This is a genomic window from Pseudomonas sp. NFACC14 (assembly GCF_900106885.1).
GTDB lineage: Bacteria > Pseudomonadota > Gammaproteobacteria > Pseudomonadales > Pseudomonadaceae > Aquipseudomonas > Aquipseudomonas fluorescens_AA.
The window spans coordinates 34,793-56,666 of record NZ_FNOA01000001.1 but is presented as its reverse complement, the minus strand read 5'-3'; the positions used below and the strand labels follow the sequence as shown (position 1 = coordinate 56,666).

Annotated in this window: 20 protein-coding genes; 5 read left to right on the top strand and 15 right to left on the bottom strand. The window is 59.8% G+C overall.

All coding sequences use genetic code 11. The annotated features are described in order from the left end of the window. The first annotated feature begins 23 nt into the window (after positions 1-23). Together BLU85_RS00260 and BLU85_RS00255 are read left to right on the top strand one after the other, a co-directional pair. Complete coding sequence (locus BLU85_RS00260; protein ID WP_041476374.1) at positions 24-1,268, top strand: saccharopine dehydrogenase family protein; 1,245 nt, start codon at positions 24-26, stop codon at positions 1,266-1,268. Positions 1,269-1,665: 397 nt separating this feature from the next. Next, positions 1,666-2,193 carry a GNAT family N-acetyltransferase gene (locus BLU85_RS00255; RefSeq protein WP_092204323.1) on the top strand — a complete coding sequence of 176 codons (528 nt, stop codon included), beginning with the start codon at positions 1,666-1,668 and terminating at the stop codon, positions 2,191-2,193. A gap of 105 nt (positions 2,194-2,298) precedes the next feature. Here the strand turns inward: BLU85_RS00255 and BLU85_RS00250 are convergent, their stop codons facing one another. The 3 genes from BLU85_RS00250 to BLU85_RS00240 are packed head-to-tail and all read right to left on the bottom strand — an operon-like array spanning position 2,299 to position 3,968. Then, a complete protein-coding gene (locus tag BLU85_RS00250) occupies positions 2,299-3,054 on the bottom strand; it encodes an SIR2 family NAD-dependent protein deacylase (protein ID WP_092204324.1) in 756 nt (251 codons plus the stop codon). 13 nt (positions 3,055-3,067) lie between these two features. Continuing rightward, positions 3,068-3,547 carry a DUF4760 domain-containing protein gene (locus BLU85_RS00245; RefSeq protein WP_060741778.1) on the bottom strand — a complete coding sequence of 160 codons (480 nt, stop codon included), beginning with the start codon at positions 3,545-3,547 and terminating at the stop codon, positions 3,068-3,070. Next, positions 3,540-3,968: a DUF1810 domain-containing protein gene (locus tag BLU85_RS00240; RefSeq protein WP_092204325.1), complete on the bottom strand. Its 429-nt coding sequence runs from the start codon at positions 3,966-3,968 to the stop codon at positions 3,540-3,542. Before BLU85_RS00240 ends, BLU85_RS00245 begins: the two co-directional genes overlap by 8 nt. Before the next feature lie 243 nt (positions 3,969-4,211). Here BLU85_RS00240 and BLU85_RS00235 point away from each other — a divergent pair, with 243 nt between their 5' ends. Both BLU85_RS00235 and BLU85_RS00230 read left to right on the top strand, forming a co-directional pair. After that, positions 4,212-4,994, top strand: a complete 783-nt coding sequence (locus tag BLU85_RS00235; protein ID WP_092204369.1) for a DUF3108 domain-containing protein — start codon at positions 4,212-4,214, stop codon at positions 4,992-4,994. Continuing rightward, a complete protein-coding gene (locus BLU85_RS00230) occupies positions 4,981-5,646 on the top strand; it encodes a LuxR C-terminal-related transcriptional regulator (RefSeq protein ID WP_092204326.1) in 666 nt (221 codons plus the stop codon). The genes BLU85_RS00235 and BLU85_RS00230 overlap by 14 nt, the downstream gene beginning before the upstream one ends. A 4-nt stretch (positions 5,647-5,650) precedes the next feature. Here BLU85_RS00230 and BLU85_RS00225 read toward each other — a convergent pair whose 3' ends face one another. From BLU85_RS00225 to BLU85_RS00185, 9 genes are all read right to left on the bottom strand, one after another. After that, the gene (locus BLU85_RS00225; protein WP_170847642.1) at positions 5,651-7,306 is read right to left on the bottom strand and encodes a sensor domain-containing diguanylate cyclase; all 1,656 of its coding nucleotides are present in this window, start codon (positions 7,304-7,306) and stop codon (positions 5,651-5,653) included. A gap of 280 nt (positions 7,307-7,586) precedes the next feature. Beyond that, on the bottom strand, positions 7,587-8,285 hold the full coding sequence (locus BLU85_RS00220) for an outer membrane protein (protein WP_092204327.1): 699 nt from the start codon (positions 8,283-8,285) through the stop codon (positions 7,587-7,589). A 56-nt stretch (positions 8,286-8,341) separates the two neighbouring features. After that, complete coding sequence (locus BLU85_RS00215) at positions 8,342-8,863, bottom strand: SRPBCC family protein (RefSeq protein WP_256326523.1); 522 nt, start codon at positions 8,861-8,863, stop codon at positions 8,342-8,344. 7 nt (positions 8,864-8,870) lie between these two features. Beyond that, positions 8,871-12,281: a beta-ketoacyl synthase N-terminal-like domain-containing protein gene (locus BLU85_RS00210; protein ID WP_092204328.1), complete on the bottom strand. Its 3,411-nt coding sequence runs from the start codon at positions 12,279-12,281 to the stop codon at positions 8,871-8,873. Positions 12,282-12,355: 74 nt separating this feature from the next. After that, positions 12,356-13,435 (bottom strand): phosphopantetheine-binding protein, encoded by a 1,080-nt coding sequence (locus tag BLU85_RS00205; protein WP_092204329.1) that lies wholly within the window; start codon positions 13,433-13,435, stop codon positions 12,356-12,358. Positions 13,436-13,554: 119 nt separating this feature from the next. Next, complete coding sequence (locus tag BLU85_RS00200) at positions 13,555-15,318, bottom strand: FAD-dependent monooxygenase (protein WP_092204330.1); 1,764 nt, start codon at positions 15,316-15,318, stop codon at positions 13,555-13,557. A 3-nt stretch (positions 15,319-15,321) separates the two neighbouring features. Then, positions 15,322-15,933 (bottom strand): HAD-IB family hydrolase, encoded by a 612-nt coding sequence (locus BLU85_RS00195; RefSeq protein WP_092204331.1) that lies wholly within the window; start codon positions 15,931-15,933, stop codon positions 15,322-15,324. Continuing rightward, on the bottom strand, positions 15,923-17,443 hold the full coding sequence (locus tag BLU85_RS00190) for a class I adenylate-forming enzyme family protein (protein ID WP_092204332.1): 1,521 nt from the start codon (positions 17,441-17,443) through the stop codon (positions 15,923-15,925). Before BLU85_RS00190 ends, BLU85_RS00195 begins: the two co-directional genes overlap by 11 nt. A gap of 80 nt (positions 17,444-17,523) precedes the next feature. After that, positions 17,524-18,537 carry an SDR family oxidoreductase gene (locus BLU85_RS00185; RefSeq protein ID WP_092204333.1) on the bottom strand — a complete coding sequence of 338 codons (1,014 nt, stop codon included), beginning with the start codon at positions 18,535-18,537 and terminating at the stop codon, positions 17,524-17,526. 512 nt (positions 18,538-19,049) lie between these two features. On the opposite strand from BLU85_RS00185, the gene BLU85_RS00180 reads away from it, so the two are divergent. After that, the gene (locus tag BLU85_RS00180; protein WP_092204334.1) at positions 19,050-19,646 is read left to right on the top strand and encodes a TetR/AcrR family transcriptional regulator; all 597 of its coding nucleotides are present in this window, start codon (positions 19,050-19,052) and stop codon (positions 19,644-19,646) included. 10 nt (positions 19,647-19,656) lie between these two features. Here BLU85_RS00180 and hisM read toward each other — a convergent pair whose 3' ends face one another. Genes hisM through BLU85_RS00165 form a run of 3 tightly spaced genes read right to left on the bottom strand, consistent with a single transcriptional unit; the run spans position 19,657 to position 21,839 of the window. Next, complete coding sequence (hisM, locus tag BLU85_RS00175) at positions 19,657-20,358, bottom strand: histidine ABC transporter permease HisM (protein ID WP_092204335.1); 702 nt, start codon at positions 20,356-20,358, stop codon at positions 19,657-19,659. Continuing rightward, positions 20,355-21,044, bottom strand: coding sequence for an ABC transporter permease (locus BLU85_RS00170; protein ID WP_092204336.1), 690 nt, complete (start codon positions 21,042-21,044; stop codon positions 20,355-20,357). Before BLU85_RS00170 ends, hisM begins: the two co-directional genes overlap by 4 nt. A 24-nt stretch (positions 21,045-21,068) precedes the next feature. Then, complete coding sequence (locus BLU85_RS00165) at positions 21,069-21,839, bottom strand: ABC transporter substrate-binding protein (protein WP_092204337.1); 771 nt, start codon at positions 21,837-21,839, stop codon at positions 21,069-21,071. Positions 21,840-21,874 lie beyond the last annotated feature (35 nt).

Below are 21,874 nucleotides of genomic sequence, written 5' to 3'. Positions count from 1 at the left end.
TGGCGGAAGGAGAAATAAAGAAATTGAAGAAGAACGTACTTATCATTGGTGCAGGAGGTGTCGCCAAGGTGGTGGCCCACAAGTGCGCGCAGCACAACGACGAACTCGGTCGTATTGCTATCGCGTCGCGCAACATCTCCAAATGCCAGGCCATCATCGACAGCGTCAAGGCCAAGGGTAGCCTCAAGCAACCCGCCGACATCAAGGCCTTTGCACTGAACGCCCTGGATGTCGAAGCGACCAAGGCGCTGATTCGCGAAACCGAGTCGCAGATCGTCATCAACGTCGGCTCTGCTTTCCTCAACATGTCGGTGCTGCGTGCCTGCATCGATACCGGCGTGGCCTACCTGGACACCGCCATCCACGAAGAACCGGGCAAGGTCTGCGAGACGCCGCCCTGGTACGGCAACTACGAGTGGAACCATCTCCAGGAGTGCCAGGAAAAGAACATCACCGCCATTCTCGGCGTGGGCTTCGACCCGGGTGTGGTCAATGCCTATGCGGCACTGGCGCAACAACAGCATTTCGACCGCATTGATTCGATCGACATTCTCGATGTCAATGCTGGCTCCCATGGCAAATATTTCGCCACCAATTTCGATCCGGAAATCAATTTCCGCGAGTTCACCGGACAGGTGTGGAGCTGGCAGGACAGCCAGTGGACCAGCAACACCATGTTCGAGGTCAAGCGCACCGACGACCTGCCAGTGGTCGGCTCGCAGAACCTGTACCTGACCGGCCACGACGAAGTGCACTCGCTGTCGAAGAACCTCGACGTGCCCAACGTGCGTTTCTGGATGAGCTTCGGCGAGCACTACATCAATGTGTTCACCGTGCTCAAGAACCTCGGCCTGCTGTCCGAGCAACCGGTCAAGACCGCCGAAGGCCTGGAAGTCGTGCCGCTGAAAGTGGTCAAGGCCGTGCTGCCTGACCCGAGCTCGCTGGCGCCGGGCTACACCGGCAAGACCTGCATCGGTGACCTGGTCAAGGGCGTCAAGGATGGCCAGCCGCGCGAGATGTTCATCTACAACGTGGCCGACCACGAGGACGCCTACGCCGAAACCGACAGCCAGGGCATTTCCTATACCGCCGGCGTGCCACCCGTGGCCGCGGCCTTGCTGGTGGCCCGTGGCGAGTGGGACGTGCAGCGCATGGTCAACGTCGAAGAGCTGCCTGCCGAGGCGTTCCTCGAGGCGCTCGATGTGATGGGCCTGCCGACGCGCATCAAGGACGAGCATGGCGACCGTCCCTGGAACCAAAACGCCTGAAGGACTCCAGGCGGGTTCCCCGATAGGAACTGCAGAATCGCTCTGGATTCTGCAGGCGATTGAACCAGAAGACTCACCGTCGCGTGAATACCTGGCAATCCGCGGGAAGCCTTGAAGAAATGCTCCGTATCGAAAGGTACGGGGCATTTTTCGTTTAGGGCCCCATGAGGAGGGCGCCTGCTCCCGCTGGCACGCGGGGTAGGAGCTGTCGAGCGGAGCGAGGCTGCGATCTTTCCCCTGACGCTTGAGTCTCCAAGCGAAAAATCAAAAGATCGCAGGCTTCGCCAGCTCCTACAAAGCGCAGCGGCCCCAACAAAGGACCGCCCAAGCAGAAACCCTCGCCATGAACGAACACTCGACCTTACGATGCGCTTCACGGCCCCAGGAGAAGCCATCAGTGAAACCCTTCATAATTCGCGAGCTGCAAATGACCGATGTGCAAGCGCTGCTGGCCTTCGAAATCCATAACCGTGAATGGTTCGAGTCGCAGATCGACGCACGGGCCCCTGCGTTTTATTCATGGACGGGCGTCACCGATCACATTGAAGGCTATCTGGCCGATTTCGCCGTGGGCGCCTGGCACCCGTTTGTGATCGAAGACGCCAGCGGGAGAATAGTGGGGCGGGCGAATTTGAAAGGCATTCATTCACCACGCGGTTGCGCCGAGGTGGGCTATCGCATCGATCAACGCGCTTGCGGGCAAGGGCTGGCGACGCAGGCCCTGAAACATCTGATCGAGGCGGCGCGGATGCGCTGGGGGCTTACGCAACTGGTGGCTTATGTCTATGAGCACAACATCGGCTCAAGGAAGGTCCTTGAGCGGTGCGGGTTTGTGCCTGAAGCGCTGTCTTGTGACCATCAAGCCGGGAGTTCTTCCAGATGGTGTAAAACCATTCAAGTAGAACTCCCGACGATCCAGTCCTGAGGCCTCACGCAATGTTACAGCGTGACTGCGGCAATTCATGATCGGCCTGGGCGGCGACATCCTGGTTCAGTTCAGCGATGTCGGGCAAGCCTTGCAGGCGATTTCTCAGCCCAACGCCTCGACCAGCCTCGGCAACCAGTGGGTCGCATCGCCCACCAGCGTTTTATCGGAAGCGGCCCCCATCGGTTCGATATTGATATGCACCAGCCAGGCGCCATGCTCGGTTGCCAGTGTTGGAATCCGTGCTGCCGGGTAGACCTCTCCAGAAGTGCCAATGGAGAGCATGACGTCGCAGTCGCGGGCTGCGCTGAAGGCCAGGTCCAGTTCCCGTTCCGGCATTCCCTCGCCGAACCAGACGACATTGGGGCGGATCCGGCCGTCGCAGTGCGGGCAGCGCGGGGGTTCCAGGCTGTCGCAGTCGGGCCCGACATCCACGGGCAACGCGCCCAGGTAGGGACGATTGCACTGGAAGCAACGCGCGCTGGCCAGATCACCGTGAAGGTGAATCACCTCCTTGGACCCGGCGCGTTCGAGCAGGTCGTCGACGTTCTGTGTGATGACGGTCACGCGGGGCAAGCTCTGGGTCAGCCTGGCGACTGCCCGGTGCGCGTCATTGGGGTGTGCTTCGTTAACCAGCGTTCGGCGCCAGCTATACCATGCCCATACCAGCGCAGGGTCTTTGGCGAAGGCGGCGGGGGTGGCCAGTTTCTTTGGGTCGTAACACGCCCAGAGGCCGGTCGAGGGATCACGGAACGTGGAGATACCGCTTTGTGCGGAAATGCCGGCACCGGTAAAAATGGCAAGGTGCCTGGCCGCTCGCAGGCGTTTCACCGTTTCAGCGAAAATGACTTCTGAATTCATCGTCTCAACCCCGTCAGACCTTAGAGCACTGCTCGCGCAGCCAGTCGAAGTTGCTCCAGTACTTTCGGTCGCCGCCGGGCTGGGCACGTTTTGTCTCAATGAAAGGGGCAAGTATCTGGTGGCAGTGCTTGATGCTCGGTGCCCAGTTTTCGATGATGATGTGCTTGTTCTTGATCAGGTCGGCACGCAATAACGCCGCGACGACGTCGTAGTTCGCACAGGTCAGCGAGGCGTGCTGGACATGGGTGGCGTCCCATTGGTCATGATGCAGGGTCGACAGCGTGGCGCGAACCGCTTGCCGGGCATCGCGGGCCTGGCTGGCTTGCAGGAACTCGACAATCGAAATGATGCTCTGGGCCTCGGAAGCCTGTTGAGTCGCCTTCAGTTGTGCCGTCAGGATGACCACCTGGCGAACAACCAGGTACATCGACAGCAGGGCCACCAGGGCCACGGCCACCTGGACCACCAACGTCCATGTTTCGTAATTAGACATTTTTTCTCTCTCGCTCCTTAAGTAGTTCCAGTGTTCTTGAGTCGACATTCACCCCACCCTCCAGCGCCTGGGCATACACGCAATGCTCGCCCGCGGCCGCTGCGAACAGCGTCATGCAGGACGCGAATTTCATGGCGTCGAGTGTCCCCAGGAGTTTCTCTACCGTGACTTCCGAGTCCAGGACGGCGCGGGTTGCGCACTCCAGTCGCGGTCCCAGAAGCGGGTGATGCAAATAGTCGCGCGCCTCTTCCAGGTCGCGCAGGCCGTAGTAGGTGGCGTTCTCGCTGATACCCAGGCCGCGTAATTGGGGAAAGATGAACCACATCCAGTGGCCTTCCTTACGGCCGTGCCGTAGCTCGAGCAAAGCGCGGTCATAGGTTGACGCTTGCGCCTGGACAAAACGCTCCAGTGATTCGGTCATGCGAGCCTCTGATACGGTTTCAAGGCTGAAGAATGAAGCGCGTCAGGCTCGACCAAAAATAGTGGCCTTATGATGTCATGCTCTGGCGCGTATCGGTAGTCTCGATCATCACCCCCATTCAGAACGAGGGCAAAGCCTATAGCACACTTGCGCTATAGCGCCGGTCGGCACTCGACCCTAACCTATGAGCGCTATCGGGTTTTCGACCGGCCGCAACGAGCCTATTTGAACAAGGACCTGTTTTTGAAAAACACACCCGCCAGAAAGTCCAACATCTGCCCGGCTTATCGCAAGCGCCTCGCAACGGCATTCGCCGTCTCGGCCCTTGTCGCCAGTGGCTGGGGTTCTTTGATCGTCGGTGCGTCGGCTGCCACCGCCAGTGAGACATCCTCTGCGGCTTGCACCAACGAGGCGGATTTCCAGGCCGGAACGGTGGTGGAATATGAAAGTCGCGACAACCTGTCGCCAGGCACCAGTCGCGGTAAAACCGAGACGCTCGGGCGCGAGGCGTTTGCCGGCGCCAATCCGGTGGCTTCGGTGCACACGTCGTTCCTGAACAATGCGCCGTTTTTCCTGACGACGACCTTCGCCGAGATCAAGGACGGTCGGCTGGTTCGTTACGGCGATCGCCATGGTGCCGGGGCATCGTTGGTGACCACCACCTACCAGCCACCCGCTTCCACACCGATTGATCTGCAACCAGGGCAGACCGTCACCGTCAGCTACAAAAGCAAAGCGGTGAGCGCCGGGGGAGCGGTCGAGTTCGATATCGTCGAGAAGCTGACCTATAACGGGCGTGAAACGATCAAGACGGCCCTGGGGACGTTCGATACCTGCAAGTTCACCAATGAAATCTCCACGGGCCCGGTTTCGGCCGGGCAGCCGAAACAGGTTGTCGTTGTCCAGAACTGGTTTCCCGCGGACGGACCTTATCGCGGTCAGTCGATCCGATCCGTCACGCCTCCGTTCAATGGCGTTGCGCAGAGAATCAGTGAAGTCGTCAAGATGCAGTATGGGACGCGATGAGAGACGCGTCTCGGGTCGGAAGATTTGCCGGATAATCGTGGCAGATGAGCATCCGCTGTTCCGAGAGGGGATGCTGGTGTTGCTGGAACGCCTGATACCTGACGCAGTGATCGAACAGGCAGGCAGCCTGGAGGAAGTACGGACGCTGGCAACGAATGGACAACCTCTCGATACGCTGATTCTTGAAATACGTCTTCCCGGCCTGGGCTCCATCAGCGAGCTCGCGCAGTTGCGCCAGGCACTCACGCACACCGTGATGATTGTGGTTTCGACGCTGGATGACAGCGATGTCATTGGCCGTGTCATGGCCACCGGTGTAGACGGGTTTGTCGGCAAGAGCCTTTCTCCCGACCAGGTCGGCCAGGCCATCGCCGATATTCGCCGTGGCGAAGTACGGGTCAAGTATGAGCCTTCGGGCTCGCTGCCACTCGGTCCCGATGATGACATGAGCAAGCTCACGTCCCGGCAGCGAGAGGTCTGGCAATTGATCGCCGAAGGCAAGACCAACAAGGAAATCGCCTCAGCGCTTGAGATCTCTCCCTTCACCGTGCGCATTCATGTCTCTTCGTTGATCCGTGCGCTTAACGTTCCCAACAGGGCGGTGGCCGCTGCTCGTTTTGCCGGGCGCGAGGCGCTTCAGACCTTGCGCTAGCGCCTCAGACTTTCCAACTGGCCTGTGCAGCCTCGTCGGTGTGCGAGGTGTCATGGAATTTCGCCTGGGACTTGCCCGCACGCTTGGCCCGGTAGAGTGCTTCATCGGCCTGGGCCAGCGCATCGGCAAACTCGCCGCCGGTCCACAGCGTCCCGCCGATGCTGCAGCCGACCGTGATCGACTCCCCGGCCAGCACGACCGGCTCGGCCAGTTTTGCGATGATGCGCTGGGCGGCGCCCTGCATGCTGGACAAGGATTCTCCGGTACGCAGGCGCAGCAGCAATACGAATTCATCCCCGCCGTGGCGCACAGCGATGTCGCCATCGCGCACAGCGCCCAGGAGCCGGAGGCCGACCTCCTGGAGCAATGCATCGCCAACGGCATGGCCGAAGCAATCGTTGATGGGCTTGAACCCGTCCAGATCCAGGCACAGCACGCCGAAGCCAGGCTGTACGTCGACTTCGCTGCGTACTGCCTCGATGTATTTTTCCAAGGCTGCCCGATTCGGCAGGCCGGTGACGACATCGCGGTAGGCGATACCCTCGACCACGGCCAACTGACCCCTTTTTCGGGTGAGGCTGTCAACGAGGTGCCGGATCGCGACACTCAGCGTTTCGACTTCGCGCGTCCCCTTGAGCAAGGGAATCCCCACATCGGCGCCTTCGGAAAGGCGCGCGGCAGCCTCGGCGATGACGTTCACCGGCCCGGTGAGAATACCTGCCATGATCCATCCGATGACCGCGAACAGGATGGACAGCAGGCCGCCCCAGAGGAGTATTTCATTGCGCATCTCGCGTGCAGCCGCAAAGGCGATCTCGGCGGGCTGGCGTGTCACCACGGTCCAGCCCAGGCCGGGATAGTCGTCGACGCCGACACTTTGTGCCGCACCTGCCAGATAGAGCTTGCCGTCCGGCCAGCGCTCGACCGACCAGCTTTGTCCGCGCCCATCGAGCGTGATCCCGGCGGGCTTGCCGATCATGTCCTTGGGGCCCAGCAAGAGGGTGCCGTCCTTGCTGATGACCAGGAACTCCAGGCCAGGCAGGCGCTCCTGCAAGGGGTCGAAAAGCGACCGACCGACTTCCGCAGCCCATTCCCAGGAAAGATGTGTCGCGAGCACCCCCGTGAGATTTCCGGCGACGTCCTTGATTGGCATGCTGATATCGACGAATTTCATCGCTTCCCCGGAAGGATTCGGCAGCAGCTTGGCCAGCAGGACGGCTTCGTGGACATCGCCAATGAACGTCTTTTCCCGCGCATTGGCAAAGACCGGCCGTTGCGAGATGTCGGCGCCTGCGAGCACCCCGTTGGTCGATGCGACCACTTTGCCGTGGGCGTCGGTGAGGCCGATCCAGGAATAGTTCGGGAATTGCTGGCTAAGGTGGTCGAGCAGGGCGCGTGCTTCGCCGGGGTTCGCCGTGTTGCGCAGGGTTTCCAGCTTGCTCAGGACCGTAAGCGCTTTTGAACGGTTGCTCATGTCGCGATCGAGGCGATCGATCATCGAGTAGGCATATTCGCTCAGTTGCAGCCCGGTTTGCTCCTTGAGCCGCGAAATGGAGGATTCGCCGATAACGGTGCCGAAGATGCAACTGAGGAGCAGCACCACCAGCGCCACGACGATGGCGAAGCGTGCCCGTAAGCTTTGGAAGAGAGGGATGTACATGTCGGGCCGCCACGGAGATGGAAATTGGAAAGCCTGTATTCCATGGCGTTCTTGGCCTGCATTCTCTCAAAATTTTCCAGTTTGGGGTATCGGTCCGGTCACCGCTGAGCGCGACAAAAAGCGCAATGTCGCTACCGGCCTTTTTCGCCGCTGTTGTCAGACAGCGGGGGAGCGATGCCCTTGTGGCTGTGAATGGATACTGATCACGGCGCTTGAAAGGTCTGAAGATACACCGACCGGACGCCCTGCGAATGAGGCAAGGCGCCGCGCCCTCTACCGCTTACAACCAGTACCGCAAACCCAGCATCAGGGACTGGGCGTTGTACTCCGTTTGCACATCGCCCTGGGGCAGGCCCTGGATGTTGCCGAAGTGCGCTTCGCCGGTCTTGAAATAGCGATAATCCAGGGACATGGACCAGTGCTCGCTGAGCTCGTAAGCGACCCCGGCGCCGAGTTGCCAGGCCGAGACGGTGTCGCGATGGGTGTCGCCGAACTTGACGCCGCCGGCTTCCAGGCCGGTGATGGTCAGCACGGCGTAGCCCAGGCCACCGCCAACATAAGGCGTGAACCGGCTCAAGGGGGTTGGCAGGTTCGTGACGTCATACCAGAGGTTGGCCATGAGGCTGGTGGCTTGCTCTTCGCCTTTGCCGTCGATGCTGCCGCCACCTTCGTAGACCCGGTGATTGAACTGGGTCAGGGTGTTGCGGCGGTAGCTCAGTTCCACTTCAGGCCTTAGCCCGACCGGGAATCGCCAGCCCAGTGCCAGGCCGGTGGCGAAGCCGGAATGCAACGGTTGGTTGAATTCCATCTCGACGAAGTCAAGGTCGTTCTGGTTAAGGTCCTGCTCAGCGACCCAGTTCACGCCGCCCATGCCAGTGACATAGGGGCCGAGGGTGTCGGCGAAACTCGACGCTGGGGCGGTAACACACAGGCCAATGATGCCCATGACAAGATACCGGGGGTTTTTCTGTAGGTTCATGCTAGATCCGAAATATTGCTGTTATCGATAAGTAGGCGAAGCGTGTCCGAAGACGTTCATACGAGGTGCAAGGGCGTCGCGGTTTTCCCGTGCACCGATGTGTCGATGGCCCGTTGTTCAGCCAGCCTGCACAGGTTGTCCAGTGCGGTAGTCATCGCCTTGGTCAGCGCTTTGCGCAGCATCCCGCGGTACAGGAAACCCAACGGGCCCGAGATCTTCGCGCTATGGATGACATGGGTTTCATCAGCAGAGAGCCTGCGCATCCGATGATCGAATTCGAGGTCGATCCAGAGCAGCCGGGCGCTGTTGCGATAACTTTCGTGCGGACTCACGGCTTCCAGTTTCAAAGGCATCTTCAAGCCATTCTTGAGGACACATCTGCCGCGGGTTCCAGCCTGGAACGGACCGTCGAGTTGACATTGGCGGACGTCGGTATCCCAGAGCGGCGCTTCGGGAAAATTGCTCCAGAGCTTCCAGATTTCGGAAGGGGGCGATTTGACTATGACTTGCACGTTGACATCGTTCACGGCGACACCTTGGATGTGGGGGGCACGGTCATGCTGGGTAGGCAGGTCCATTCAATGCTCAGGCTGCCGGTTCCGATTGACTCAGCACCTGGGCGGTAATGCTGGCTTGACCGATTTTTTCGCCCCGGTTGAACAGGTCGATATAGATGCGGTTGGTCTTGAAGGCCTGGAGCGACGCATCGAAACCGGCTTGCGGCGCCAAGGACAGCGGGCTGTTCCTGGGGATGGGCCGGTCCAGGGTGAAACTCAAGGCCAGCAGGTTCATCGGGGTATTGAGCGGGATCCGCAGGTGGCTGTGGGCAATTTGCATGTAGCACTGGCGAGCCACTTCGAGGAAATACACCATCGAATAGTGCTGGGGATCGCCGGCCTGGAAGAAGTGTTCCGCTGGCAGTTTCACGGTGTCCACGCTCAGGCCCTGGGCGACGCCGCTCATGTCGCTGACGATGACGTTTTCCGCCCTGGCCTTGTGCAACAGCGCCTTGTCGCGGCAGGGCGTGGCGCTGAATTCGCCGGCCGGTGAGGTCTCGAATGCCGAGCTGTAGGCCATGGCGAGGACGCAGGTGCACATCACTTTTCCGGCCTGCATGACTTTCGCGTTGAACACCTGGGGGTCTTCGCCTTGTTCGACGTGCAGATCGACCGTGCCCTGCTTCTGTACGTAGTGCTGGAACTTGATCGTCAGGGTCTTGATGTAGGCGACCCGTCCGCTCAGAGGCGGCATGGCCAGTTCGAGCAGTTGCAGCACGCCCTCCAGGAGCAAGATGCCCGGGATGTGATCCAGGGGATGATCGAAGAAGTACGGGTGCGCTTCATTCACCACGAGTTGGGCGTGCAGCGACTGAGGGGTGCGCAGGGCATTGGTTATCACGCTATGTTCCGCGCTGCGCTGCCAGTGCGCCGGTTGCTGGGCGGTATCGCCACGGTGCAGGGTGAACAGGCTTTCCATGGCGCGCACCCGTACCCGCAGCCCGGAGAGCAGGGTGCTGGTGAGCATGTCGCTGAGCTGCTGCACGTCGACGCCATCGTTCTGCGGCTCGCGGACCAGGCTGACAGGCGTGATGACTTGCTGCAGTTCCTGGGATGACGAATGGGCAAAGCGCAACATGAACGGATGCTTGATGGGCGAGCTGACCTCGGCGGTGGTCGGGTTCCACTGGCGAAGCTGCTCGGTAAACAGCCACATCACCGCCTTGCCGGCGTCGCGCACTTCGATCACGGTATGGGTCGCGTCCCGCAACATCACCGCCAGCAGGGTTTCGATGCCACTGGCTTCGGCGAGGAAACCGGTGATTTCCTGCAGCGATCCGCTGGCAGGCGTCGCAACCGGCTGCAACTCGCAGACTTCAACGTGCAAAGAGTGGCCGGGCGCTTTGCCCAACAACCGGCAGGCCTCTTCCAGTGAGCCCGCCGCATGGGCGAGGACCGCGGCGCGAATCACCAGCAAGGGTTTGTCAGTGGCCTGGGGTTGATAGCGACGCAGCGCGATCAACCCCAGGCCTTCACCTTGCTGGGTCGCGTTGCACCGAGCGCGCTCGACCTCGATTTCACCGCTGAAAAAACGCCCGGCGCCGAGCAGGAGCGTGGTGATGCCGTTGTCGAACCATTGCGGCGAGGCCAGCAAGGTCTGCCAGAGCAGGCCCGCCGTGCCGACCAGGGTCTGATGGAAACCCTTGAAGTCGAAAATCTGCGCCGGGTAGCCGGATAGCATGTTTGGCAGCATGGTTGCCACGTCAGTCACCTCGACGCCCGGCGCCGCGCCTTGTGCCCGGGAATAGAAGTTGTGGGCGCTGCTATAGGCGTTGCTGAAGCGCTCGCCGCCCATGTTGCAGCACATGACCATCGCGGTGCCGGGCGAACCGGCCACGCCCGGCAAGCGCCGCAGCAAGTGATTGACGCGATCGGTGATCAACAGCTTGAACGGATCGACGTGGGCCAGTGGCTTGGGGCCCATGCCGAAGCCGTCGATATCGATGACGTGGTCCTGGGCGAGGAATTTGCCCAGCAAAGGCTGGCCGGGAGCCGGGGTGTAGTCAACGAAGCGCCCATAAGGAAACACGACCGAAGGTGCGGCGGGTTGGTCGAGCTGTTGCTGGAATGCTTGCAACGAGCGGTGGCTGCCCAGCGCGGCTTCAGCCTCGACAATGGCAAGGTCCAGCATCAGCACGCCGGAGGTGGTTGCGGGGGCTGCGGCAGGGTGGTCGCCGGGCAGGTATTCGTCCACCACCAGGTGCGCGTTGGCGCCGCCAAAACCAAAGCTGGAAATGCCAATCCGGATCGCCGACGGACGCGCTTGCAGAGGCTGTACCTGCTGGGTGGCGAGTCGCAGGCAGGTGTCGTCGACCTTGGTGCTGGGGCGGTAGCCGGGCTGCGGTGGAATGCCTTTGTGGCGCAGTATCATCAAGGCCTTGGCGAGCGACGCGCCGCCGGCGGCGGCCAGGGGATGGCCGATGACCGACTTGATCGAACCGATGGTGATTTTCCGGTCGTCCGGGCGATGGGGGGCGAAGAAGCTGTTCAACGAGGCCAACTCCGTCGCATCTCCCAGCGGTGTGCCGGTGCCGTGGGTCTCGATGTAGTCCACGTCCCTTGGATCGAGGCCGCGATAGGCACGTTGGTAAGCCGAGTACTGGGCCTGTTTGCCGGGGGCGAATACCGAGCCCTCGGCACCGTCGGCGGACATGCCCACGGCGCGCAAGACCCCCAGGGGACGGCGCTGCGCCGTCAGGGCCTGGGCGACGGGTTCGACCAGAAACGCGACCGCACATTCGCCCGGCACGATGCCGTCTGCGTCCTGGCCGAAGGCTTCCATCCGCGCCCGCGCGGAAAACGCCGTCAACTGCGAGAACCCCAGGAACAGCGCCGGAGGCAGTACGGTGTTGAGGGCCATGACAACCGCGTTGTCCGCCTGGTCACTGTTGACCAGCGCCTGGGCCATATCCAGGGCGTAAGGGAACGAACTGCAGGCCGTGTCCACCGATAACGCCGGGCCACCCAAGGCAAAGGCCGCGGCCAGTGCCGCCACTTGTTCACCTGGTGTAAAACCCGGTGGCGCAGCGGTTTTTCCGGACATGCCGGTGACGAAATAGCTCTCGTCGCTCCAAGACGTCGCGACCACCAGCGCCGTGCGTTCGCCACTCAATGGCGAGCCTTGTGCGGCGAGTTGGGTCAGCAGCGTCCGAAGCACCTTCTTGCCGATGGCGACCTGCCTCCCTTCGTGCCGTGACGGGATCGAAGCGTCATCGGTCAGGCAAAAAGCGCTGTCCAGGTACGTGCGATCCTTCTCGCCGGCCTTGGTTGAATAGATCGACGCCTTGTCCACTTCCCAGCGTGTCGGCATCGATTCCATCGGTGCGACCTGCCCTTGGGCGAGCAACTGCCAGAGCGCCTCCGTTGACGGTGCCCCCGGAAACTCGCCCGCCATCGCACTGAAGCAAAAATCGCCCGCTGTCGTTACTGCGCCACTCATACCCTGTCTCCTGATCGCCAAAATGCTGGGTGACCTGTTCGGTCACCCGGATTCCATTCCTGTTGCTGCTGGGCTCAGCTCAGCCTGGCCAGCAGCGACAAGGCATCCTGGGGCGTGCGACGGGACATCAGCGCTTCACCGGCAAACTCGCTGGCCGGGCATTGCTGCGCCATGGATTGGCAGAGCGCCTCCCGGGCAAAGCCGTTGAGACCCAGTTGTGCGAAAGGCGTCTGGATATCGATCGCCTGCGCTGCGTCCGGGATCAATGGCGACAGGGCGTTGAGCAGCAGGTTTTCCTCCTGTCCTTGAGTGGCTGCCGCGGCAGGGGAAGGCGCCGCTTGTGGCTGGGGATCGGCCAGGGTCGCTTGAATCAGGGCGATGGTTGCCTGCGGGAACTTGGCATTGGCCAGTTCGGAACTGTGAGCCTTGAGCTGCGGCCACTGGGCGACTACCGACTCCAGGAAATCCAGCTGCACCAGCGAATCCAGGCCCAGGTTTTCATAGCTGTGTGTCGGGTCGATCTGCTCGACCGTAAAGCCGGTGATCGCCGCCAACTGGTCGAGTACCCACCCTTGGACATCCGACGCCGATGCCTGCGGATCGGCTTCGAGCCGTGCCAGCAAGGCGGTCGGGGTCGGGGCATCGAAGAGCTGCGAAGTGAGTGCTTTCTTTTCCGGGAAGTGCTGGGCCAGGGATTCGAAAATATCCACCAGCCCCAGCGAGTCGATCCCCAGGCTTTCGAAACTCTGATCGAAGTCGATCTGTTGTGCCTGGAACCCGGTCACCGTGCTTATTTCGCTGCGCAACCATTGCCCGTAGCTGAGTGCGGTGGCCTGTTCGACGGTTTCGGCGGCGGGCACCGGAGCCAGTATTGTCGGGTTCGAGTGAACAGGCTCCAGCACCGCAATATTCTGGCTGCCGGGGGCGGCGATCCCATGGGCATAAACGCCCTCGAGCACTTGTTGATGAGCATTGAAATAGTGAGCAGTGACGGATTCGGCCTGTTCCAACACCCGCAGCAATATCGCTTCCTTGGCGATATTGGATTCGCACAATGATTCAATGATCTTTTCGGACAGAGAGAAATAGCTGTGGGCTATTCTTCCATTGGACACGATGAATTCCTGCACCACATCGTTAAGTTGCATGCGCATAAGGTTCTCCTAACCAAAGTCGGTGGATATTTCTATACAGAAGAAAGATCAGAAATCGCGGCCCGGGAATGGGCCGTGTTTATATCAATGAAGCAAACTGGCAGTAGCCATGGAGCGACTTAAAGTTGGAGTTCCACTGCGTCGATCTCGCGAGTCAGTGTCTTTCTGGCGCCCTTGAGCAACCCGGACCTTACGTTCAGATACGTCACCAGCGTCATTGCATCGGCGCCCTGGAAAGCGATGTAGCCGTCAGGGCGAATCAGCATCAACGTGCCTTCCTTGGCGTGGTAGCGCTTGTGCAGCCGCCAATCGGGGTCCAGCAGTGTCGAGTGCCAGGCCGGTAGCCCGGCGCTGCTCAAGGCGTCGATCACGCAATAGGCCTTGATGCCCGGGTAGTCCTTTTCCACCGACTCGGCCAAGGCGTAGTAGCCCGGCAATAACGGCGAGAACTGATCGGCCGCGCTGAAGATCAACAACGTGAACGTGCCATGAAACAGGTCGATCAAGCGCTTCGTGGGCAGCCCTTGCAGTTGCCACAACTCGACATCCGGCGCCAGTTGCCCGGCGCGGGGCGCGGCGGTCTGGAACTCGGGTTTTTTCCCTTTTTTATTCCAGTTTTTGCGCTGCTTCTTTGTCAGCGCTTCTTGGATGTAGTCACTGTTGCCATAGTGGTACTGATGACCGGAAATCATCGACGGCAACCTGCGCTGGACCTTTTTCCGGTTGCTCAACAGCGGCAGGACATGGTCGCGCAGCCAGACCAGGGCACGCCGCCGGACGGTAATCAGCCGTGTCAGGCGGTGTGCGGTGTTCTCGACTTCCAGGGCAACCGGATAACGCTCTTCGTTGTAGCTGTCGAGCAAGGATGGGGCCGCCAGGCCTTGGGCGACATAAGCGATTTTCCAGGCCAGGTTATAGGCCTCGGAAACCCCCAGGTTCATCCACTGACCCCCAATGGGGCTGCCGATGTGCGCCGAGTCTCCCAGCAGGAACACCGAGCCTTGCTGCATCGTTTGCACGCGGCGATGCTGGAACGAGGCGATGGTGGTCGATGAGATGTTGGACAGCGTCATCTTTTGCCCGCGTCCTTCGCACAGGCGCTGGAAGTTCTCCAGGCTCAAGGACGGGCGCTCGCCTTCGGGGGGCAGGTTGTAGGGCATTTCGATGAACAGCCGATAACGGGACTGGGCGCTGATCGGTGCGACGGCCACATAACCGTCCTGCGCACCCAGGAAGAACGCGCCCTCATCCTGGCTGCCGGACCATTGGATATCGGCGTCGGCCAGCATGAAGAAGCGGTCGTAGGACGAACCTTCGAAGGTCATGTCCAGTCGTTTTCTGATGTTGCTGCGAGCCCCGTCACAGGCGGCTACCCAGCGACTGGTGAAGGTTTCGTCGGTGCCGTCGGCATGCTTGAGCGTCATGCGCACCGAACCCGGCAGGTTTTCGATGTCCACCAGTTCAGTGTTCCACTCCACTTCTGCGCCCAGTTCCTTCAATCGCTCCAGGAGAATCTTCTCGGTTTGCGGCTGTGGCAGGCTCAAGAGCAGGGGATAGGTCGCGTCCAGGTAGGAGAAGTTGTAGTTCAGCACCCGCCTGGCGTTCGACTGCACGGAGAATTGGTTGATCGTGAAGCCGTCGTTGATGGCTTGCTCGGCAACACCCAGGTCTCTGAAGATTTCCAGGGTCCGGGAGTGGATCGCCATGGCCTTGGTCGCCGTCGAGGGGCCGGCGTTCTTTTCAATGATGCGAAACGCCACGCCCCATTTTTTCAACATGATTGCCAGGGACAGGCCAATGGGGCCGGCACCGACGATCATGACGGCCGGGGCGCTGCCAGGGCGCTTGAAATGCTGGGGGGCCAACATGCTCAGAGTGTTCATCGATCAGTACCAGTTTCTGTAGAAGGGAGAGTTGGCAATGCCGAGCAGGGCATCGTCGCCTGACGAGTCGCCGTAGGCATAAATGTAAAAATCATCCAGGTTGTTCAGGCAGCCTTTGAGCCGCGTGACTTTCTCTCGCTCTACACAGTTGGTACCGGCTATCCCGCCAGTCAGTTTGTTCTTCGCCGTGGCCAGGCGGGTGCCGCACACATAGTCGAACCCCGCGACCCGGCCCCAGGGAATCAGGTAGTTTTCCGGCGAGTTGCTGACCAGGGCGGTGACGTGCCCCATGGATTGATGCCATTGCAGCCGCCGCAACGCCTCGGGCCTGAGCCAGCGCGGAAGCTGTTCGCTGATGAAGTACTTGGCGTGCTCGCGTTCTTGTTCCACCGAGAGCCCGCCCAGGTAACAGGCGATGAAGGCCAGGCGCGCTTGCATCAGCGGCGTGATGCCCAGGATCACGCTGAGCATCTTGGGCAGCAGGGGAATGATCCTGAGCCAGAACGAACGGGTGCCCACGATAAAACGCATGTAGCGCCAGAACGTGTGCCGGTCGGTCAATGTGCCGTCGAAGTCGAAAACGGCCAGTACCGGTTGGGTGCTGTTAGCGTGCATGTGCCTCTTCCTTGAGCGAGATGATCTCGATGGTCTTGGGCAGCTTGAAGCCCGACAGGTAGCGCGAGAGCAGGGTGCAAAGCGCGTTCTGGGTCAGCTCGCCGCTCCCTTCGACGCACAGGTGCAGCACGTTGACTTCCTTGTGGTCCGGGACGATATAGGCCCTGGCCCGCACCACGTCGGGGTGCTTTAGGGCGATGGATTCGATTTCCACCAGGTCGACCATCTGCGCCTTGATCTTCGAGATCCGCAGGCGTTGGCAAAAGAAAAACACATGCCCATCGTCGTCCCGCCAGACCAAGTCACCGCTGTGGAACCAGCCCTCGCGGAAGAACCGGGCATTGCTGTCCTCGGCATCGTTGTAGCCGTCGATCACCATCGCGCCGCGGATCAGCAATTCACCGATGCGCCCGGGTGCCACGTCCTGGCCCTCGGCATCGACGACGCGCAGTTCCACGCCGTCGATCGGCTGGCCCATGGCGCCGCGATGGACCTCGCCGATCGAGCTCTGGACAATGACCGGCATGCTCTCGGTCAGGCCATAGCCTTGCAGCACGGGACTGCAACCCAGCAGCTTGCCCAGTTTCTCGGCTTCATCGGCCGGCAGGTGGCTGCCGCCGGAATACATCATCAGTTGCGGGTGTAGCGGCAACGGCGTGCCTTTGCGTTTGGCCAGGCGCGTATTGAAGTAGCGGATGACATCGGGCACCAGGCAGGCAAAGGTAACCTGATGCTCGGACAAGACTTCGGCCAGGTCGCGATTGAGCAGGGTGTTGGTCATGAGCAACGTGGCGCCCACGCTCAATGGGAAGACCATCATCACCGACAGGCCGAAAATGGCATACAGCGGCAGTGTCACCAGGTGCACCGAGCCGACGCCCTGCCGGTGAAAGTGCTCGTGCAGGCCATCGCTCGATTGCGTCAGGTCGAGGTAGCGGTGAGCGACAGCCAGGGGCCTGCCGATACCACGGTAGGTGAACTGCACCGAGACGATCGGATTGCCTTCAGGCAACGACAAGGGTTCGAGCTGTCGAGGAAGTTCAGAGGCGGCCGTTGCATTGGTGGGCAGAGGCGATGACGGTTCGCTCGCACCGTCCAGCACCAGGGAGTGCCTGACGCCATTGTCCGGCTGGAATACCTCGCTGTGTTGTCCCCACAACGTTTCGGTCGTGACCACCAGCGTCGGCCTGGCGAGGCTGACGACACTGTTCATTTCGAAGGGAGTCAACTTGTAGTTGAGGATGACCGGGATGGCACCCCGCCCGATAATCGCCAGGTAGTAAGCGATGAACGCCACCCCGTTGGGCAGCACCAGCGCTACTTTATCGCCTGGCAATACACCGAGTGCCGTCAGGGTACCGTTGCAGGCTTCGGCCTTGATGCGCAGCTCGCGGTAAGTGACGGTCTCTTCTTCCGTATCCAGGTGCCGGATAGCAACTTGTTCGGGGAACGATTCCGAAAAACCGACAAAGCGATGCAGAAAACCTTCTTTATATGAAAGGCTTTTCATTTACCAACCTCTTTCAATCCTTGGATATAGGGCGCGTCAAAAAAGTACTACAGAGGCAGGCTTTATATGAGGTGTCTCAATCAAGCATCTGTGTAGTTGTTATTTCGATACCAGGCCAGGGTATCGGTCAGGGTTTCAGCGACAGGGCGGAACTGGCATTCCAACTCCCTTGAACTTTTGTCGTGGCTGAAATGGGTACGGCCTTGTTCTTGCGCCATGAGCTTGACCGTGGAAGTACTGATGAGTACCGGTTTCTTGGTAATCCGGTAATAACCTTCATAGATCAGCGCGATGATTCGCAGCATGAACAAGGGCACTTTTCGTTCCGGGGCTTTCACGCCACTGACGCTGGACAGCGACTGGAAAATGCTTTTCATGTCCATGTGATTGCCGGCTGCGAGGTAACGCTCTCCAGACCTGCCGCGGGTGATGGCCGCGATTTGATGTTCGGCCACATCCCGGGCATCGACGACGGAAAAGCTTCCGGGAAGTACGCCGGGCAATTTCTGTCCGACAAAGTCGAGCAGGAACTGGCCTGAGGAGGTCGGGCCAATATCCCCCGGGCCGAACATCCATCCTGGCAAGACCATGGCAATGAACATGTCCGGGTGCTGCGACAGGAATTGCTGGACCTTTTGTTCGGACAATATTTTGCTCAAGTAGTAATCGTCAGCCTCCTGTTCACTGCGAGACATGGTTTCATCGATCACTTGATCTTTATTGCCCTTCAACACGGCGATGGAAGAGGTGTGGACGGCACGACGGATACCGGCGGCATAGGCGGCTTGCAACAATCGCTCGGTGCCGGTCACATTCGTGTCATAGAGTTTTTGCCAGTGTTTCCCGCCTTTGTAACTGTCGCGGAAATAGGCTGCCGTATGAAACAGGGCATCGCACCCTTGCAGGGCATGGCTGAAGGCATCGACATTGAGCATGTCGCCTTCGACCCATTCCACGGGCAGGCTGGCGAACTGTTTCTTGGCTTTCTCTGCGGAACGAACCAGTGCTTTTACTTTGATGTTTCGTTTCAACAGCGCACGAACGATATTATTCCCGAGCAGGCCAGTAGCGCCTGTAACGAAGGCATATTCCATTAAAATACCGCTCCTGTGGGATGACCTGCCATTGCATCGAGACCGTGTCACGGACGCGATGCCTGGATCAGGCGTTGGGCTCCACCAACGGCGCAATTAAAAACCATTCGGTATCTGAGAATCAAGTGGTATTTAGTGGTAATAGCAAATCAGTGGCTCTAAACCGGGCATTACGCAGATTTTTGTTACCCTGTGGTGTGCCGTGGACGGCGGGAAAAATGCCGCTTTGAGGTGGGCAGGAGGCGCTTCATCCCGCTGCTCAGGCAAAGACCACAACGGTTTTGACTTGCCTGGACCCTGGCAAAAAAGTGACTGTGCAGTCATCTTGCATGTGCCCCAAGATTGTCCCGGTTACATGGCACATACATGGCACGGGATGAAAGTTAAAATGTAAATGATTGAACGAGGTGCGTATAAGATATGATGGCGAAGATGGATTCCATACAGTGAGTAGCCGCTTCGTCGCATTTAGTTACATGTACATATTTTGACTGGCCAAAGGAGCCGAGGGCGTGATTAAAAAGAGACTAGGTCGAGAAGAGAGCCAGCAAGTAACAAGAGATAAATTATTCGACACCGCCACTGAGCTGATGATCAGCAAAGGCTTTCATGCCGCCAGCGTCAACGTTATCGCCGAGGAGGCGGGCTTTTCCAAAGGGGCCTTCTTTTCCAATTTTTCCAGTAAATCGGATTTGCTCCTGCAACTGACTCAACGCTTCAAGCGAGTTGAAATCGATCGCTTGAGCGCGACCCTGGCGTTGGGCTATTCGGCGGAGCAGTTGAGCCATGGCTTGAATGCCTATATCGACACCCTGAAGAACAATACCCGCTGTGCGATCCTCGATGCCGAGTTGCAACTGATCGCCCTGCGTGATGAAGAATTCTCACAGCATTACTACGACTTGCATGAGGAAAACAGCGAAGCCCTGGGCAAGTTGATTACCATCATATTCAACCATGCTGGCAAGAAACCGCCGCTGGACCATGCCGCGCTTGCGAAGACCTTCACCGCCCTGTCCGAAGGCTTGATATTGCAAGGGCATAAAGATCCGGCGATTGAAATAAAGCTGGTGCTCAATTCGCTCATCCAGACCGCGGAGCCTCTATAGGTCTTCCTCGTTATCGCTGATAGGCCAGCCATCGGCGTTCAGCCAATCGGAAGACACCCACCAGTGCGCACGCCAGCAACATGTAGAGCAGCGCGGCAATGCCATAGGCCTGGAACGTCTTGAAGGTGGCAGCGTTGACATCTGCCGCGACTTTAAGGATGTCAGGAACGGTCGCGGTAAAGGCGATTGCCGTGGCGTGCAGGACAAAGATTACTTCGTTGCTGTAGGCCGGGAGTGCCCGGCGCAGCATGCTCGGTATCAGTACCAGAATGAACAATTGGCGTTGGGTCATGCCCAGGGCCAGCGCCGCCTCGATCTCACCGCGTGGGGTGGTGCGCAGTACGCCGGCGAGAATCTCGACGGTGTAGGCACAGGTGTTCAAGGCCAGCGCCAGGATCACGCAATGCATGCCATCGCGGAAGAACCACCACAGACTCGGCGATTCCCTGATCAGGCTCAGGCTGGCCAGGCCGCTGTAGATGATCAGCAGTTGCACGAACAACGGCGTGCCGCGCAACACCACGGTATAAATCTGGACAGGCAGTGCCAGCCAACGATTGCCATAGGTGCGAACCAGCGCCAGGGGAATCGCCGCGGCCAGGCCGATAAGGGCGGAAGTCACTAAAAGCCACAGGGTGACGGACACGCCACTCCAGCGGTAACCGTCGGACCAGAGGAAGTTTGGCCCGAACTCTTTCAGTATCTCGATCATGACACGCTCCGCTGCGGTTCGATGCTGTAGCGTCGTTCAAGGTGTTTGAGGGCCAGGCTGGACAGGACCGCAAAAGCCAGGAAGACCGCCGCAATCACCAGATAGAAGAACATCTGCCTTGACGTCGCGCTGCCCGCCTGTTTGGCGACCTGAACCATGTCATTGAGGCCCAGCAGCGAGATCAGGCCGGCACTTTTCAACAGCACTTGCCAGATGTTGCCGATGCCAGGCAATGCGAACCGCATCATTTGCGGCAGGCGGATGCGCCGCAGGACTTGCCAATGGCTCATGCCATAGGCCCGGGCCGCTTCCAATTGACCTGACGGGATAGCCCTGAAGGCGCCGCGAAAGGTTTCGGCACAGTATGCGCCGTAGATGAATCCCAGCGTACCGATGGCGGTGCCGTAGGGATTCAACTGCAACGATTCCCGGCCGAACGCCTGGGCTATCTGGTTGATTCCGATTTGCGCGCTGTAATAGATCAGCAGCATCAGGACCAGGTCCGGGACGCTGCGCACGAGTGTGGTGTAGACCGTCGCGACCAGCCTTAGCGGCGCCACTGGCGAGAGTTTCGCCAAGGCCCCGAGCAGGCCAAGCACGAGGGCGACGCAGGCGGCCCACGTGGCCACTTGGACGGTCAGCCACGCACCCTGGAAAATGAGATAGCCGTACCCTTCGAGAAACATGCTTTCAGGCTCCGCGCGGCTGGTTCACTTAGGTGAGATGTCGAAGTCGAAGTACTTGCTGGCGATGCGTTCGTAGGTACCATTGCGGTGGAGCCGTTCGAGCGCCTGATTGATTTCCCCGGCCAGGGCGGTATCGCTTTTACGCAATCCGATGCCGGTGCCCGGGCCGAAGATCTCCGGTGACTTGACCACCTCGCCGGCATAGCCGAAGCCTTTGCCTGCGGGCTTCTTCAGCAGGCCCTCGGAGACGGCGATGGCGTCGTCGAACGCCGCATCCAGCCGACCGTTGATCAAGTCCGAATAGGTCAAGTCACTGCTTTGATAGGGCACCACTTCCACGCCCTTGAGGCCCCACATCCGCTTGGCGTAGACCTCGAACACGCTGCCTTGCTGCACGCCGATGCGCTTGCCGCGCAAGGATTCGGCCGTCGGTTGCAATTGACTGCCTTGCGGGGCCACCAGGCGTGCCGGGGTGTCGTACAGGGTGTTGGAAAAGGCAATTTCGGCTTTGCGTGCTTCAGTGATCGAGAGGGCAGAGAGTATCCCGTCGAACTTCCTGCCCTTGAGGGCCGAGACCATGCCGTCGAAGGCGTTTTCGACCCAGACGCAACGGCGTTGCAATTCGCTGCACAAGCTTTCGCCCAGTTCGATATCGAAACCTGTCAGGGAGCCGTCCGGTCGCTTGGACTCAAAGGGCGGGTAGGTGGGATCGACCCCGAAACGCAGTTCTTCGTTGGCCCCCCAGGACATCAGCGGGCTGGCCACGAGCATCAAACCGATCAGATATTTTTTCATCGACAGGGTATCCACGACAGGTTGGTAGAGCCGTC